The sequence below is a fragment of the Mycolicibacter virginiensis genome (assembly GCF_022374935.2).
GTDB lineage: Bacteria > Actinomycetota > Actinomycetes > Mycobacteriales > Mycobacteriaceae > Mycobacterium > Mycobacterium virginiense.
Map to the genome: position 1 here is coordinate 1,872,511 of NZ_CP092430.2, position 16,077 is coordinate 1,888,587.

12 protein-coding genes and 1 pseudogene are annotated in these 16,077 nt (G+C 68.2%); 6 read left to right on the top strand and 7 right to left on the bottom strand.

Annotated features, from left to right (window positions below; genetic code table 11):
• Positions 1–13 precede the first annotated feature (13 nt).
• Complete coding sequence (locus tag MJO54_RS09065) at positions 14–1,576, top strand: class I adenylate-forming enzyme family protein (protein ID WP_046282515.1); 1,563 nt, start codon at positions 14–16, stop codon at positions 1,574–1,576.
• Here MJO54_RS09065 and MJO54_RS09070 read toward each other — a convergent pair.
• The 3 genes and pseudogenes from MJO54_RS09070 to MJO54_RS09080 form a co-directional block, all read right to left on the bottom strand.
• Positions 1,567–2,277 carry an ankyrin repeat domain-containing protein gene (locus MJO54_RS09070; RefSeq protein ID WP_052741081.1) on the bottom strand — a complete coding sequence of 237 codons (711 nt, stop codon included), beginning with the start codon at positions 2,275–2,277 and terminating at the stop codon, positions 1,567–1,569. The two genes, MJO54_RS09065 and MJO54_RS09070, sit on opposite strands and share 10 nt — an antisense overlap.
• A gap of 45 nt (positions 2,278–2,322) precedes the next feature.
• Positions 2,323–3,711: an HNH endonuclease signature motif containing protein gene (locus MJO54_RS09075; RefSeq protein ID WP_046282514.1), complete on the bottom strand. Its 1,389-nt coding sequence runs from the start codon at positions 3,709–3,711 to the stop codon at positions 2,323–2,325.
• Between the two features lie 281 nt (positions 3,712–3,992).
• Positions 3,993–4,148, bottom strand: a pseudogene (locus MJO54_RS09080) (nucleotidyl transferase AbiEii/AbiGii toxin family protein); the annotation flags it as partial.
• A 163-nt stretch (positions 4,149–4,311) separates the two neighbouring features.
• Between MJO54_RS09080 and MJO54_RS09085 the strand changes: the two are divergent.
• From MJO54_RS09085 to MJO54_RS09095, 3 genes are read left to right on the top strand one after another with little or no spacing between them, the layout of a single operon-like run.
• Positions 4,312–6,654, top strand: coding sequence for a Tex family protein (locus MJO54_RS09085; protein ID WP_046282513.1), 2,343 nt, complete (start codon positions 4,312–4,314; stop codon positions 6,652–6,654).
• A 6-nt stretch (positions 6,655–6,660) separates the two neighbouring features.
• Positions 6,661–8,043 (top strand): FAD-binding oxidoreductase, encoded by a 1,383-nt coding sequence (locus tag MJO54_RS09090; protein WP_046282512.1) that lies wholly within the window; start codon positions 6,661–6,663, stop codon positions 8,041–8,043.
• Between the two features lie 53 nt (positions 8,044–8,096).
• The gene (locus MJO54_RS09095; protein WP_046282511.1) at positions 8,097–9,656 is read left to right on the top strand and encodes an acetolactate synthase large subunit; all 1,560 of its coding nucleotides are present in this window, start codon (positions 8,097–8,099) and stop codon (positions 9,654–9,656) included.
• 10 nt (positions 9,657–9,666) lie between these two features.
• On the opposite strand, the gene MJO54_RS09100 is transcribed toward MJO54_RS09095, so the two are convergent.
• The 3 genes from MJO54_RS09100 to MJO54_RS09110 form a co-directional block, all read right to left on the bottom strand.
• Positions 9,667–10,326, bottom strand: coding sequence for a cutinase family protein (locus tag MJO54_RS09100; RefSeq protein ID WP_082108005.1), 660 nt, complete (start codon positions 10,324–10,326; stop codon positions 9,667–9,669).
• A gap of 90 nt (positions 10,327–10,416) precedes the next feature.
• Positions 10,417–11,091, bottom strand: a complete 675-nt coding sequence (locus tag MJO54_RS09105; RefSeq protein WP_052741080.1) for a cutinase family protein — start codon at positions 11,089–11,091, stop codon at positions 10,417–10,419.
• Positions 11,092–11,245: 154 nt separating this feature from the next.
• Positions 11,246–12,508 carry an MFS transporter gene (locus MJO54_RS09110; protein ID WP_046282510.1) on the bottom strand — a complete coding sequence of 421 codons (1,263 nt, stop codon included), beginning with the start codon at positions 12,506–12,508 and terminating at the stop codon, positions 11,246–11,248.
• 151 nt (positions 12,509–12,659) lie between these two features.
• Here MJO54_RS09110 and MJO54_RS09115 point away from each other — a divergent pair, with 151 nt between their 5' ends.
• Positions 12,660–14,195 (top strand): Hsp70 family protein, encoded by a 1,536-nt coding sequence (locus MJO54_RS09115; RefSeq protein WP_052741079.1) that lies wholly within the window; start codon positions 12,660–12,662, stop codon positions 14,193–14,195.
• Here MJO54_RS09115 and MJO54_RS09120 read toward each other — a convergent pair.
• Positions 14,192–15,268, bottom strand: coding sequence for a class I SAM-dependent methyltransferase (locus MJO54_RS09120; protein ID WP_046282509.1), 1,077 nt, complete (start codon positions 15,266–15,268; stop codon positions 14,192–14,194). The genes MJO54_RS09115 and MJO54_RS09120 overlap by 4 nt on opposite strands.
• 82 nt (positions 15,269–15,350) lie before the next feature.
• Here MJO54_RS09120 and MJO54_RS09125 point away from each other — a divergent pair, with 82 nt between their 5' ends.
• Positions 15,351–16,067 carry an SHOCT domain-containing protein gene (locus MJO54_RS09125; RefSeq protein ID WP_046282508.1) on the top strand — a complete coding sequence of 239 codons (717 nt, stop codon included), beginning with the start codon at positions 15,351–15,353 and terminating at the stop codon, positions 16,065–16,067.
• Positions 16,068–16,077: the final 10 nt, after the last annotated feature.

Below are 16,077 nucleotides of genomic sequence, written 5' to 3' on the forward strand. Positions count from 1 at the left end.
CCGGAGGTAGCCCGTGCCCCACTGGGATACACCGGCCTACACCGCCGCCGAGGCGGCCCGCTATCACGCCGTCGGCTGGTGGTCGCAGACCACGCTGTCGGACGCGGTGCGCCGCAACGCCCAGCAGTTCCCCGCCCGGGACGCCTATGTGGACTATCTCGGCGCGGGCTTGACGTGGCAGGAATTCGACACCGCGGCAGACGTATTGGCGGCGCGGTTGGCCGGTGCCGGAGTGCGCACCGGAGACCGGATCGCGGTCTGGCATCGCGATGCCGTGGCCATCCATGTGCTGTTCGTGGCGATCGAGCGCTGCGGGGCCATCGTGGTCGGTATCGGTGCCCGGGCCGGAACTCGCGAGGTGGCTGCGATTCTGACCGCTTCGCAGGCCCAGCTACTGATCACCGATGAGCAGCGGCACGCCGCCGCGGCAGGACTCGAGATCGCAACGCTGAGCATCGATGAGCTGCAGGCCGCCGAGATCGGGGTACCGGGTCCGCAACTCGGCGCCGATGACGTCTTCTTGATCAACTCCACTTCCGGCACCACCGGGCTGCCCAAGTGTGTGGTGCACACCCAGAATCGCTGGCACTACTTTCACCAGCTGGCAGTCGCCAACGGGGAGTTGAGCCCCGATGATGTTTTCTTGCCGATCATTCCCACGCCGTTCGGTTTCGGGCTCTGGACCAGCCACACCACTCCGATCCACCTCGGCGCCACGGCAATCCTGTTGGACCGCTTCACCGCAGCCGCGACCTGCGCCGCGATTGCTGCCCATCGGGTCACGGTATTGTGCTGTGTCAGCACTCAATTGACCATGATGATGGCGGATCCGGCTAGCCGCGAGTTCGACTTGAGCTCGTTGCGGGTGGTGTTCACCGGCGGCGAGGCGTTGCCCTACCGGCCGGCCGCGGAGTTCGAGGAGCTGACCGGGGCGAAAATCCTGCAGTTCTACGGATCCAATGAGACTGGCGTGCTCAGCGCCACCACGCTCGACGACTCGTTGGAGCGGCGGTTGCGTACCGGTGGGCGAATCGTCGGCGAGATGGCGGTCCGGTTGTTCGGCGGCGAGGACGGCAACACCGACGTGACCGACACCGGCCGTGGGCAGCCCGCCTGCCGGGGGCCGGCCACCAGCCTCGGCTACTTGAACGGCGTCGATCACGACAAGCTGTTCACCACCGACGGCTGGATGCGCATGGGCGACATCTGCGAGATCGACGCCGACGGCTATCTCAGTGTCACCGGGCGGACCTCGGATTTCATTCTGCGCGGCGGCAAGAACATCAGCGCCGCCCAGGTCGAAGACGCGGTGATGACTCATCCGGCGATCGCGGTGGCGGCCGCGGTGCCGATGCGCGACGAAGTGTTCGGCGAGAAGGTGTGCGTCTACGTCGAACTCGCGGAGGTGGCGCGCGCCGGCACCTTGGAATTGGCCGAACTCGTCGAGCATCTGCTGGCCCTCGGGGTGTCCAAAGAGCTGCTGCCGGAACGCCTTGTCGTCATCGACGAGTTGCCGCGTTCATCCGGCGGCAAGATCGCCAAGGGCCAGTTGCGCGAAATCAGCGGTCACTCGTAGCCTTCGTAAACCTGCGACGGGCCCTCGGGTGTGATGAGGTAACCGACCGTCGCGACGTGCACATCGCCGACCGGGTCGAGTTCTCGATAGCCGCCGACCACTTCGATGTCGTTATCGCGCAGCCCGATCCGAAACCCGCCCCACAGGTAGGGCACCGGGAACCACAGTTGTCTTCTGGGTAGCTCGTGCAGCACCTCGACGGGGGGATAGCGGAGCATCTGGCGCAGGTCGCCGTCGCGGAACAGGTGTTGGATCAGGTCGTCGATCACGGCGGTGAGCTGGAAGTTGAGCGCGGCGACCCGGTCGGGGTCAAGGGCGGCCGGGGGAGGCTTGAGCACCTCCAGCAGTTCGGCGGACCGTTGGTGTTCGACGGCCAGGTCATAGGCGGTGCGACCGGCGGCATCCGGCTGCGAGCGCAGCGCACCCTGCTCGATCAGCCAGGACGCGACATCGGCAGACGCGCCGTGCCAGCCGGCCTGATGCAGCACCGTCAGCCAGGTCTTGCCGCCGGGCCGCCAGGCCTTGACATCGACCACATGATCGCCGCGGTCGAGTTCCCGGATCACTGTGCTCCACTTGCCTCGTTTGGCCATGTCGGCCAGGTACAGGGCGGCCTGTGCCTGCCGGTTGCCCAGCAGCGAGCGGTCCATCACGCCCGGCCACAGCGGCGCGTTGTTGCGGATCTCGGCGTAGGTCGTCACGGTGCCATCTTCTCGCGGTTCGGGCCGCGATACCTGAAGTCGCGGCTATGGATCCTCATCCTCGTCGAGGAGTTCCTCCGGGTGGTGGAGATGGTTGATCCGCGGTGGGGCTGTTCCGTCGGTCCAGGCCAGTCGACCTTGCTCGGTGACCATCGTCTGTAGATCGCCACGGGTGGCACCGCCGTGGTCGCCGCCGCAGGCGAAATAGAGCTCGTCGGGATTGCTGCGCCCGCCGCGTGCCCAATCGGTCGAATGGTGGACCTCGCAGTGGTAGCCGGGCTCCGGACAGTTCGGTCTGGTGCATCCGCGGTCGCGGGCGTGGCAGATGATCCTGTGATCCAACGTGGCGATGCGCTTGCTGCGGCCCAGATACAGCGGCCGCTCTGAGTGGTCGTCGAAGACTGCCAGGTAGTGAATCGAGTTGGCCGCCATGCTGATCAGGTCACGCATCGGAAGGCGGCTGCCACCACCGGTGCGGGCCGCAGGCGGCATCGGGACGTCCGGGTCGGCCATCGCGCGGACCGCCTGGTCGAGGTCGGCGAGTTTGGTGACGGCGATGACGGTCACCGGAACGCCGCGGTGAGTGCCCATGGCGCCGGACTCGATGCCATGTCGCAGCGCCAGTTTGAGGGCGTCGTGGTCGCGTTGCCCCGATGATCGGGTATCGCGTTCGGTGGCGCCGTCGGGTTGGCGGTGGCCGGGCCGGACCGCAGCGATGGCTGCTTCGAGGTAGGCGCGGGTTTCCGGGTCGATGCAGCCGTTCAGCTTGCTCATTCCATCGGGACCTTGACGGCCCAGGACGAGGTTGCGCCGCCGTGCCCGGTCTTCGTCGGTGAAGTTGCCGTCGGGATTGAGGTGATCGGCGATGGCGTGACCGAGTGCGGTCACGAAGACGGCGTCCTGTTCGGTGGCGTGGCGCACCAGAGTCCTTTCGGCAGCCTCGCGATCGGCCGGTGCGACTTTCGCGGGTAGCTCGTCGAGGGCTTTCGCGACCGCCTTTATGTGGTCATCGCCGATACGGCCATCCTCGACAGCGGCGGCGACTTCGGGAAGTTCGGGCGGGGTCGGGGGTCCGGTCAGGTTGCGCCGCGGCCGGATACGGGCGGCGATGCGGAACCGGCGCCGGACCTCGGCGCGGGTGATGCGCAGGCGCGACCACAGCAGGTCCGTGATCTTGGTGTCGGCGGGCAGTCGGGGATCGTCGGGGCCGTCGGCCGGGTCGGCGATCTCGCCGAAGATGCGATAGGACAGGCCGCGATTGACTCTGTGCTGGGTTTCGAGGCGTTCGGCGACTTCCACGCGAAACGCGTTGCCGACGATGTCGGTGTCGGCGCAGCGGAGCCGGGCCTGGGCGTCGTCGATCAGTGTCAGGTCCGCGCGGATGGCTGCGCGCGCCGCCGCGGCGGGAGGGAGGACCTGATCGGGCTCGGACACACCTCCAACGTATCGAACAATTGTGCGAATACCGGAGGTCGAACGGTTGGTTGTGGATGAATCGGGCAACTGTGGATGAAACGCCCGGTTCGACGCTAGCCGGCCTCCGTGACCTGCCCCCAAACATTCAGTACTGCTTCGAGGGCATCGTGTGCGGATACGGTGATGTGGGTTTGTCCGGCAAGTTGCCGTTGCCATTCGGCGTCCGACGGCGCCGCTGTGAACAGATGCGGTTCGGGACGCCTGTTGGTCGGGCCATGTTGGTCGAAGAGGTTCGCCGCTCACGCATCAATGGCTCCGAGTTGACCCAACGTCCAGAGATCCCATAGGTCGCGTGCAGCGCGACGATCCGCCCACGTCGTCGTCCTCGACGCGGCAAAAACTGGCAGCGTGTGAACCCGGAGTGTGGCTGCCGGTGCATCCCTCAGCGCTGGATCGAGATCGAGCTCGTCGTTAACGCTCTATAGAACGCATGCCGACTTCTATCGGGATGTTCGGCGAGGCCGACGTGGACGGCATCGTAGCCATCCTGCGCGCGGTCAAAAGCCACGCCGTGCCGCACCCGGGAACTGTCAGCGGCGTTCGGTAGGGTCCGTCGGCGTGACCGCGAACGTGACCCTCAAACCGGTGAATGCCCGCCTTGCTGACGAACTGGAAGTAGCCGAACGTCAGGTCGCGGCGGCCGTCGCGCTGCTCGACGAGGGGGCGACGGTTCCGTTCATCGCCCGCTACCGCAAAGAGGCCACCGGCAGCCTCGATGACGGGCAGCTGCGCACCCTGGAAGAGCGGCTGCGCTACCTGCGTGAGCTCGACGACCGTCGGGCCGCGGTGCTGTCCTCGATCGAGGAGCAGGGCAAGCTCACCGACGCGCTGCGAAACGCGCTGCTGTCGGCCGACACCAAAGCCCGCGTGGAGGACATCTACCTGCCCTACAAGCCCAAGCGACGCACCAAGGCGCAGATCGCGCGTGAGGCGGGCCTGGAGCCGCTGGCCGACCGGCTGCTCGCGGACCCCGCACTGGACCCCCAGCAGCTCGCGTCGGAGTACACCGGCGAGGAGGTCGCCGACGCCGCGGCCGCACTGGAGGGTGCCCGCGCGATTCTGGTCGAACGTGCCGCCGAGGACGCCGAGCTGGTGGGTGCGGTCCGGGAGAAGTTCTGGTCAGCGGGCTCGCTGCGGACGATGCCGCGCTCCGAAGAGGCGGCGAAAAGTGCCGCGGCACAAAAATTCCGGGACTATTTCGAGTTCAGTGAAGCACTGGAGACCATGCCGTCACACCGGGTGCTGGCCGTGTTGCGCGGCGAGAAGGAAGATGCCTTGGCACTGGCCTTCGACGGTGGCGACAACGAGCCCTACCAGGCGATGGTCGCCAAATCGCTGGGCGTGAACATGACCGCTTCCGGCCCGGCCACGCCCTGGCTGGCCGACACCGTGCGGTGGGCATGGGACACCCGGCTGGCGTTCTCGGCGGCAGTCGATGCCCGGATGCGGTTGCGTCAACGTGCCGAGCAGGACGCGGTGGCGGTGTTCGCCAAGAACCTCAAAGACCTGTTGTTGGCAGCGCCGGCGGGCAACCGCACCACACTCGGCCTCGACCCCGGCTTTCGTACCGGGGTGAAGGTCGCCGTCGTCGACGGCACCGGCAAGGTCGTCGACACCTGCGCGATCTTCCCGCACCAACCGCAGAAGCAATGGGATCAGGCCAAGGCGGCGCTGGCCGCACTGGTGGCCCGCCATGGTGTGGACCTGATCGCGGTCGGCAACGGCACCGCGTCGCGCGAGACCGACGCCCTGGCCGCCGAGTTGATCGCCGACCTCAAGAGCGCCGGCGCCCCGGCACCGGTCAAGGCGATGGTCAGCGAGGCCGGCGCGTCGGTCTACTCGGCGTCGGCCTATGCCGCCCACGAGCTTCCCGACCTGGACGTCACGCTGCGCGGGGCGGTGTCGATCGCGCGGCGGCTGCAGGATCCACTGGCCGAACTGGTCAAGATCGAACCGAAGTCGATCGGTGTCGGTCAGTACCAGCACGACGTGACACCGGGAACCCTGGCGCGCAGCCTCGATGCGGTGGTCGAGGACGCGGTGAACGCCGTGGGCGTCGACCTCAACACCGCCTCGGCCCCGCTGCTGGCCAAGGTGTCGGGGGTGTCGGAGTCGCTGGCCGAAGCCATCGTGGCGCACCGCGACCAGAGCGGACCGTTCCGAAATCGGGCCGCTCTCCTCGACGTACCACGGTTGGGCCCCAAGGCATTCGAGCAGTGCGCCGGGTTCCTGCGCATCCGCGACGGCGACGACCCGCTGGATTCCTCGGGAGTGCACCCCGAGGCCTACCCGGTGGTCCGGCGCATCCTGGACCGCTCGGGCGTTTCGCTGGCCGAGATCATCGGCGACGAGCGAGTGCTGCGGTCGCTGAAACCCGGCGACTTCGCCGACGACCGGTTCGGGGTCCCTACCGTGACCGACATCCTCGCCGAGCTGGAGAAGCCGGGACGCGACCCGCGGCCGGCGTTCTCCACAGCGACGTTCGCCGCGGGCGTGGAGAAAGTGGCCGACCTCAAAGTGGGCATGGTCCTGGAAGGTGTGGTCACCAATGTTGCGGCCTTTGGCGCCTTCGTTGATGTCGGGGTGCACCAGGACGGTCTGGTGCACGTCTCGGCCATGGCCGATCGCTTCGTCTCCGACCCGCATGAGGTGGTGAAATCGGGTCAGGTCGTGAAGGTCAAGGTGCTCGAGGTCGATGTCGATCGGCAGCGGATCGGCCTGAGTCTGCGACTCAAAGACGAGCCGAAGGCGGGCGGCGGCGCGAAATCGGCTCCCCGGCGCGAAACCGGGAAGCAGAATCGGGGCGGGCAGCGCGACGGCGGTTCCGGCCGGAGCCGCGACAGCGGTCGCCCCAGCGGGTCGATGGCCGACGCGCTGCGTAACGCCGGTTTCGGGAGGTAGGTACGGATGGGCGCGGTAGGCACTGATGTGGCGCAGACGTTCGCCGACATCGTCGGAGCAGGCGCACTGCTCACCGGTGAGCAGATCGGCCCCGACTATGCCCATGACGAGGCGCTGGTCGGAACCCCGGTGATGCCGAGCTACGTTGCCCGCCCGCAGACCGCCGAGCAGGTTGCGGCGCTGCTGGCCGCGGCAACCGAGGCGAAGGTCCCGGTCACGGCCCGCGGTTCGGGCACCGGCATGTCGGCCGGCGCGCGGCCGTGCCCCGACGGTCTGCTGATCTCCTTCGAGCGGATGAATGCGATCCTGGAGATCGACACCGACAATCAGGTCGCGGTGGTGCAACCTGGTGTCACATTGGCCGACCTCGACGCCGCGACGGCCGAGGCGGGCCTGATGTACACCGTCTTCCCCGGGGAACTGTCCGCCAGTGTCGGAGGCAACGTCGGTACCAACGCCGGCGGTATGCGCGCGGTCAAATACGGGGTGACGCGGCACAACGTGCTCGGCCTGCAGGCCGCGTTGCCTACCGGCGAGCTGATCCGCACCGGCGGGCGAATCACCAAGCTGTCCACCGGTTATGACCTGACCCAGCTGATCATCGGTTCGGAGGGCACCTGCGCGCTGGCCACCGAGGTCACGGTGCGGCTCTACCCGCGGCTCGGGCACTCCGCCACGTTGCTGGCGCCGTTCCGCGACCTGCCCGCGGTGATGCGCGCGGTGCCGGCGGTGGTGCGCAGCGGGGTGGACCCGGTGATCCTCGAATACGTCGACAAGCTCACTCTGGCCGCGATCAGCTACTCGCAGAACCTGAACCTGGGCATCCCCGACGCGGTGCGTGAGACCGCGGAGGCCTACCTGGTGGTGGGGGTGGAGAACCGCGACCGCGACCGCCTCGACGACGACGTGGCCATGCTGGGCGAACTGCTGGCCTCGCTCGGCGCCGACGATGTCTATGTGTTGGAAGGCAATTCAGCGCATGCCCTGATCGAGGCCCGGGAGAAGGCGTTCTGGACAGCCAAGGCCGCCGGCGCCCACGACGTCATCGACGTAGTGGTCCCGCGGTCCGAGATGCACCAATTTCTCACCAAGGCACAAGGATTCGCGGGGGCGGTCGGTGCCGGAGTGGTCGGCTGCGGACACGCCGGTGACGGCAACGTCCACCTGGCGGTGTTTTGCGCCGACGACGAGGTCCGCCACCGGCTGCTGCACGACATCTTCGCGGCCGCGATGGACCTCGGCGGCGCCATCTCCGGTGAACACGGTCTGGGACGGGTCAAGACGCAGCATTTCCTGGAGCTGGAGGACCCGGCCAAGATCGCCCTGATGCGCCGCATCAAGGATGCCTTCGACCCCGCCGGGATCCTCAATCCGGGCGTGCTTCTATAGGCAGCAGATCGCGCACGCCGCATACTTCGGTGCCCGTCCAGAAAGGCAGCCACATGACTAACGGAGCACAGGCCCTGATCGCCACCTTGGTCGACAGCGGGGTGCAGGTCTGCTTCGCCAACCCCGGTACCTCCGAGATGCATTTCGTCGCCGCCTTGGACTCGGTGCCGCAGATGCGCGGGGTGCTGTGCCTGTTCGAAGGCGTGGTGACCGGTGCCGCGGACGGGTACGCCCGGGTGGCCGCCAAGCCGGCTGCCACCCTGCTGCACCTGGGGCCCGGCCTGGGCAATGGTCTGGCCAACCTGCACAACGCCCGCCGCGCGCACGTGCCGGTGGTCAACGTCATCGGGGACCACGCCACCTACCACAAGAAGTACGACGCACCCCTGGAATCCGACATCGAACCCCTGACCGACTGGACTCACGGCTGGGTGCGCCGTACCAACTCCGGTGACGACGTCGGGCGCGATGCCGCCGAAGCGGTCGCGGAGTCGATGTCCAGCCCGGCGCAGGTTGCCAACCTGATTCTGCCCGCCGATATCTCCTGGGAAGACGGGGCGCAGGCGGCCGGACCGGTCGACCCGGTCCCCGCGGCCGCTCCCGACGCACAGGCCGTCGCCGACGTCGCGGCCGTGTTGGGCAGCGGCGAGCCGGTGGCAATCCTGATCGGCGGACCCGCCGTCGCCGATGTGCGTGCGTTGGAGGCCACTGACCGGATCGTCGCCGCAACCGGGGCTCGTGCTCTGGTCGAGACGTTCCCGGCCCGGCTGGTCCGGGGCGCAGGGGTCCCGGCGATCGACCGGCTTGGTTACCTGGCCGAGCAGGCAGCCTTCCAACTCGACGGCATCAAGCACCTGGTGGTGGCCGGCACCCGGGCTCCGGTGTCGTTCTTCGCCTACCCCGGCAAGGCCAGCGACCTGGTTCCCGAGGGCTGCGTCGTGCACAACCTGGCCGGCCTCGAGACCGACGTGGTGGCCGCTCTGGAGCAGCTGGCCGAAGCGGTGGCCGCCGGGGTGCCGCCGCGGCCCGCACCCGCCGCCGTCCCCGAACTTCCGTCTGGGCAGCTCACCCCGCAGAACTGGGTGCAGGTGATCGGAGCGCTGCTGCCCGACAACGCGATCATCTCCGATGAGTCCAACACCTCGGGTCTGATGCTGCCCGCGGCCACGGCCGGGGCACCACGCCACGACGTGCTCACGCTCACCGGCGGGGCGATCGGGCAGGGACTGCCGGTCGCGCTCGGCGCGGCCGTGGCCGCACCCGACCGGCCGGTGATCGCGCTGCAGGCCGACGGCAGTGCGGCCTACACCATCTCCGCGCTGTGGACGATGGCACGCGAGAACCTCAACGTGACCACGGTGCTGATCAACAACAGCTCCTATGCGATCCTGCGCCTGGAGCTGGCCAGGGTGGGTGCCGAAGGCGGTGGCCCGAAAGCAAACGACCTACTCGACCTGTCGCGGCCGAACATGGACTTCGCGAAGATCGCCGAGGGGTTCGGGGTGCCGGCCACGGTGGCCACCACCTGCGAGGAACTCGCCGAACAGTTCCGCCGCGCCGTCGCAGAACCGGGGCCGCACCTGATCGATGCGCGGATCCCGACCCTGTTCTGAGTGTGTCGGCTTAGTTGACGCTCTGGACGGCCGTGAGCCGGCTCGCCACGAATGTCGCGGCCTCCACCGTCTTGCCGTCCTGCACGTACATCAGGTGCGGGACGACGCTTCCGCTGTCCTCGCAGTAGATATCGCCCGTCAGGCAGAAGTCGATGGTTTTCGGGCGGTAAGAGGAGGCGAGGACCGGCAGCGGGCCGCCCCACAACGAGGTGGAGTACGGGCTCGACGGCGGGCCGAACAGTGCCACCGCGACCACGTGGTTGGCCACCGGCGCCGGCAGCGCATTGCTGGACATGGCGATGACGCTGGCGCCTTGGGAGTAGCCGCCGAGCACGAGCTTGGTCTTGGGGCAGTTGGCGACCGTGGCCTGAATGTGGGCGGTGGCGTCAGACTCACCGAGCACCGCGCTGTTGCGGTAGTCCGTGCTCGCCGGGTACTCGACCGGGTAGACGTTCACGTTGAGGCCGGCCAGCTGCTCCTGCAGGGAGCCGACGAACGCGTCACCGACGTCACCGAGCCCGACGGGCTGGCCGGAGCCGCGGGCGAACACCACTTCGGCGTCCGGGCAGGGCTCTGCGGTTGCGAGGGGCAGGCCCACCGGAGCGGCCACCAGGGTTCCGGTGAGCATCGCCGCGGCCGCGAAGGTGCGAACAGTGTTACGCAAATTCATCCCTAAATGCTGACATGTCTCGCTCGCCACTGGCCTGCGGGTGGCGAATCAGCAAACCGCAAAGTCGGCCGCGCGGAGCGAAAACGGAGGTTAAAGGCGGTTTGCCGCGTACGCGGCGCCCTCGTCCGCGATGCCGTCATAGGCGCCGGGAGCGTGTGCGGAGAAGTTCAGTCCCTCGGAGCAGACCGGGTCCTCGGGCGCGCACAGCTGGATGGTCTTGGCGGTGTATGCCGGGCCGATGACCAAGGGCGGTTGGCCGAGGAAATTCATCGCCCGGTCGTTCGGGGTTCCGAAGAGCACCACGGCGGCGACGTGGTCAGCCACTTCCGGGGGCATCGGCCGTGGTATATCGACCCCTTCCACCCCGTCCGGGATGACGCTGGCGGTCGAGAAGCCCATCACCGCGGCGCCCTGCGAGAAGCCGCCGAGCACCATCTTGGTCTTGGGGCAATTCGCCGCCGTGGCCTCGATGTGGGCGGTGGCGTCACGGATGCCTTGAATGCCGGTCGGCCAGTCGTTGGTGGCCGGGTAGTCGATGGCGTAGACGTCCACCGGCCGCTCGGGCAGCCGGTTTCGGAGCGAGTTCACAAATGCTTGCCCGGTCTCGCCCAGACCGACTTCCTCGCCGGTGCCTCTAGCAAACAAAACTTGGACATCCGGACAGGGGTCTGCGAAGGCAGCGGGAGGGGTGGCGACGGTGCTGTGCAGCAGCCAAGTCAGGGCCAGAACAACACCGAGGGAGCGAAGGATCCGTCGTGGGTTCACCGGTACATGGTGACATAAGAAGCGCCTCGTGTGCAGCAGACACCCCAGGCAGTGAACATATTCTGTGGTTGCTGACCGTCGTCGTGCGACATGCTGAGTAGCTCATAGCGAGGATCTGAGTCGCAACTGAGATCGGGCCGGAAGCGGCCTTCAGTTACCGGGCGATGTCCGTCGGGTGTCCTCGGGGTGACGGCTGGCGTTCGCGTCTCCAGCAAACCCTGGAGGCGCCCGCGACCGCGAGTGCGAGCAGTTGAATCCCCAGGACCGACGCGATCAGCGCGCCGACCGACACGTCGTAGAGCCAACCGGTGAGCGCCCCGCCGACCGCGGCCGCGGCGCCCAGTCCGGCGGCGAACATCCCGTAGGCACTGGCTCGGCGCCCCGACGGCACCAAATCGGCAACCACGGCACGCAGCGTCGACTCCTGAATGCCCACCGCGGCACCCCACAGCAGCGCCCCGGCCACCGCTGCGGCGACGCTGCCGGCGAAGGCGAACACCACCACCGCAGCCGACAGGATCGGCAGAGCCAACACGACCTTGCCGCCGAACCGGTCGTAGCACCACCCCGAGGCGAGGGCTACCACCGCGTCGGCGCCCATGGTCGCCGCGTACAGCACCGGGACCGCCGCGGCTGGCAGCAAGCCATGGTTGACCAGGTGGAATGACATCAAACCGAAGGTTGTGAAACCGGTCATGGTGAGCGCGACGAACCCGCAATACCGCCAGAACGCTGCGGGCAGCCGCCGGACGTGGCCGCGTGCCGGGTGGGCTTGTGCCGCGCCGTGCTCGCGTTCATAACGCTCATAGTCCCGGGGGTCGGGCACGCGCAGGCGCAGCCAGACCAGCAGCGTCAGCGTCGCGGCACCGGGCAACGCCAACACTCCCAGCGCTGGGGCGTAGTCACCGCCGGTGAGTGCCAGGACACCGGCCACCGTCAATGGGCCGATCACCGCCCCGACCTGGTCGAGTGCCTCATGCACGGCGAATCCCCGGCCCCGGCCGGTGACGCTGGTTGCGTGCGACAACAAGGTGTCCTTGGCGGGGCTCCGGACCGCCTTGCCGACCCGTTCGGCGATCACCAAGGCGCAGGCAACCCAGAGCGTGCCGACAACACCGAGCAGCGGAACGGTGAGCACCGTCAGGGCGTATCCGGCAATCGTCCAAGCCCAGAAGCGTTGGCTCCGATCGGCCAGCGGCCCCGACACCAGTCGCAGGCCCAGCGCGGCGGCCTCGCCGATTCCGGTCACCGTGCCGACCACCAGGCCGGTCGCGCCGAATGACGCCAGCAGCGGCCCGGTGATGGAACGGGCGCCGTCGTAGACGAAATCGGCCAGCAGACTGACGGTGCCGAACACCGTGACGAACCGCCAGGCACTCAACGCCGGGCGGGATGCACCGTGGCCCGGCGCTCGCATACGACCAGATGCTAGACGTCTGCGGCAGCCCTCGGCGTGACTTCTCCGGCGCACCAACGGCGCTGCAATGCGGGGTATATCGAACATCCCTCGGTAAAATTACGTAGACCGGTGTGCTCTGACCGCCGGATGACACCGTGGATGGGACAGCATGGCGCAAGAGACAGGCCCCGCGTTGGGGATGTCCGTCGGGGCAACCACATTGGCGGCGGTCACCGCCGATCGTGCGATCACCCGTCGGCCCGTGCTGACCCTGTTCCGGGATCGGCCATCCCAAATCGGCATGCCCTCGGAGAATTCCGCGGTGAGTTCCGAACTGCACGACCGTGGGCTCGTAGTGACCGATTTCGTGGATCGCGTCGGCGGCGGCTGTCCGGTGGTGGCGAGCGACGGATCTACCCACCGTCCCGAGCAGCTGCTCGCAGATGGGTTGCATGCCTTGGCGTACGCGGTGACCGAGGGACGTCCGATTCCGCCGGCGGTAGCGGTCACCTATCCCGCGCACTGGTCACGTGACGCCGTCGGCGCCCTGCGCACCGCGCTGGGGCGGGTTTCGGAGTGGGCGCAGCATCCGGTGTCGCTGATCTCTGACACGACGGCAGCTTTGACTGCGCTGCAAGCGAACCCGGGCCTACCCGATCACGGGATCATCGCGGTGTGTGATTTCGGGGGGAGCGGAACCAACGTCACCCTCGTCGACGCGGAGCGCGGTTTCGAACCGATCGGCGCAACCCGGCGCAGCACCGTCTTTTCCGGCGATGTGATCGACCAGGCGCTGCTGGATCACGTGGTTGCCGATCTGGGTGGCAACGGCGACGGGCCTCCGACGGTGGGGTCGCTGACCCGGCTGCGCAGCCAGTGCCGTGATGCTAAGGAGCAGCTGTCGTCTGAGACGGTGGCCGAACTCGCGGGATTCCACGGCGGGGTATGGCTGACCCGGGTAGAACTCGACGAGGCCTTGCGCCAGCCGCTCGAGGGCTTCTACACCGTGTTGCAGAACACCTTGGACGACAACGAGATTGTTCCCGATGCGCTGTCGGCGATCGTGTCGGTCGGCGGCGGGGCGAACATGCCGACGGTCACGACCGGTCTGTCGCAACGCTTCGGGGTCGCCGTAATCAGCTCGCCACGACCCCAGTTGACGGCGGCCATCGGCGCCGCGCTGAGCGTGGCCGGCAATGTGGTTGCCATCCCGAAGAAGACGCCGGTGACGGTGGCGCCGCCGCCGTTCCCGGAGTCGGCGCCGCCGCCGGAGCACGCTCCGCCACCGGTGCCCGAAAGCGTCCCGGAGGTGGGACTGCAACCGTTGGTGACGCCACCGCCACCGCCAGCGCGCCCGGTGCCCGCCGCGCCGCGCCAGCCCGTCGCACCGGAACCCGAGGAGATCGGCGGCCAGGGCGGCGGCGTGGAGTGGTATCGCCGGCCGGTCCCGGTGGTGATCTTGGCTGCGCTGGTCGCGATGTTGCTGGGCACGGTTGCCGTGCTGGTGCTGCGCCATGCCGCCGACACCGGACCTGGCCCGAGCGAGCTGACGACGGTGTCGTCGACGACAACCACCACCGCACCGTCCCCGACGTTCGAGCCGCCCCCGGCGTTCGCGCCCAGCCCCGAACCCATTTCGCCGAGCCTGCCCGAGATTCCCGAGAGCTCGGCGCCGGAACCCACCGAGAGTCCGGTCAGCCCCTAGCGCTGCTTGGCTAGAACGATCAGGGCCAGCGGAATCTGCACCTGCTGGGGGTTGCTCGCGAGCCGGGCGGCGACGCCGGCCTCGAGATGACGCACGAAGTCGGCCGCGCGCGGATCGTCGGTGCCGCCGGCCAATGCGGAGGCCAGCGTGGGGAAGACGGCAGCGCTGACGAAGGCGGCCCAATGGGTGCCGAGTGCGACCGCATCGCCGTCGAGCAGGTATCGGTCCCAGAACCGGTCCTCGGCGTCGAACACCTCCAACCGCTCGATCGTCAGCGACTCGAACCGCCCCGCGGGCGCGAACGGCGCACGAAGTTCCTTCTCACTGCGGCCGAGCACCGGAATCGACATGCGGGCCACCTCATCACGAGTCAGTGCGCCATCGCGCACCTGCTCGTCAAGAACCGCGACGATCGCATCGAGCAGCGGCCCGTAACCCGATCGGCCGGCGGCATCGACGGCGGCGGTCAGCACCAGCAGCTTGCCGCCCGGACTCAGCTCCCGGCCGCGAAACGCCACGAAGTCATGCCAATCCTGGGCGGCCTGGCGGGTGTAGACGCGCCGCGCGGTGTCGTCGTCACTGTGCTCGACATGGACGTGGTCGGCGAACTCGGGCAGCTCCCCGGCGGGCCGGCGCAGCCACATGGTCGACCAGGACGTCCAGCCCAGGTTCACGCTCTGCGAGGGCAGGATCTGGCTGTAGAACGACCGGCCTATCGCCGAGGGGAAGCTGGCGGTGTCCTTGCGGGCATAGCTGTCGGGATCGTCAGCCAGCGTGGTGAACAGCGCGGTGAAGTCGTTGTCCGGCAGGTCGGTATGGACGACCAACACGGCATGGTCGGTCCGGGTTCGCCTTCGGAACGCCGCGATGGCGGCCCCGATCGGAAGCAGTGAGTTGTAGCCGGTGGCGGCGCCATAGTCGGCGACGACGATCGGCCGCGGCGCGGCGGGCAGCGGAACCGTCGCCGCGAGCTGGGCGAAAACACCGGTCGCGTGGGCCAGTCCGGCCGCCTGCAACCGGTTCGAGGGAGCGCCGCCGGGCTCGGGGCGGACCACGATGCTCGACTCTGGCATGGCACCTCCGACCCGGCGAGACCGTCATCGATATCCACCACTGACGGTAGCGGCATCGGCGATCCGTGGCACACTTCCGTAAGTGGGCGCACAGCGGGCGATCGGACGCATTCCGATCGTGGTGGCAGCCGGCCTGATGACCATTGGGGTGATCGGCTTCGTGGTCGCGCTGATTCTCAACGTCTTTGTGCTGGACCGCTACGACGCCTATGGCGAAGTGCCGATCCCGGGCTCGGGCAGGGTGCATCTGCCGGCGGGCGAGGTGACGGTCAATCTGCACACCCGGGTCATCTCAAGTCCCACCGGCGGTGGACTGCCCGTCCCACCGATCAGCGTGACGGTGACACCGCCGGACGGCGTGCCCGATCCGGAGTTCCAGGAAAGCGTCGGGATGACCACCACGGTCAACAACGACGCCCGGCGGCGGCTGTGGCGGATATACGTGGCCGAGGCCGGCGACTACCAGATCGCCACCGACGGGCAGGTCGGCGCCTATATCGCTCCGCGGCTGGCCTTCGGCAAGCCCGCCGGCCAATCGACGCTGCTGTGGGTGTTTCCGGTGATCTTCGTTCTGGGGCTCGTAGATCTGATCGCTGGTCGGATGTTGGCGGCCCGCCGTCGCCGCCCCACGGTGGAGACGGTCGGCACGGGAACGGAATTGAGCCACGACAGGTTCGTGCCCGAGGGCGAAGGAATCCGGATCGAGCAGCTCAAAACGATAACGGCGCTGCGTGATTCGGGAGCGCTGACCGAGCAGGAGTTCGCCGAAGAGAAGCGGCGAATCCTGCGCGGGCACTAGGCGCGCATCG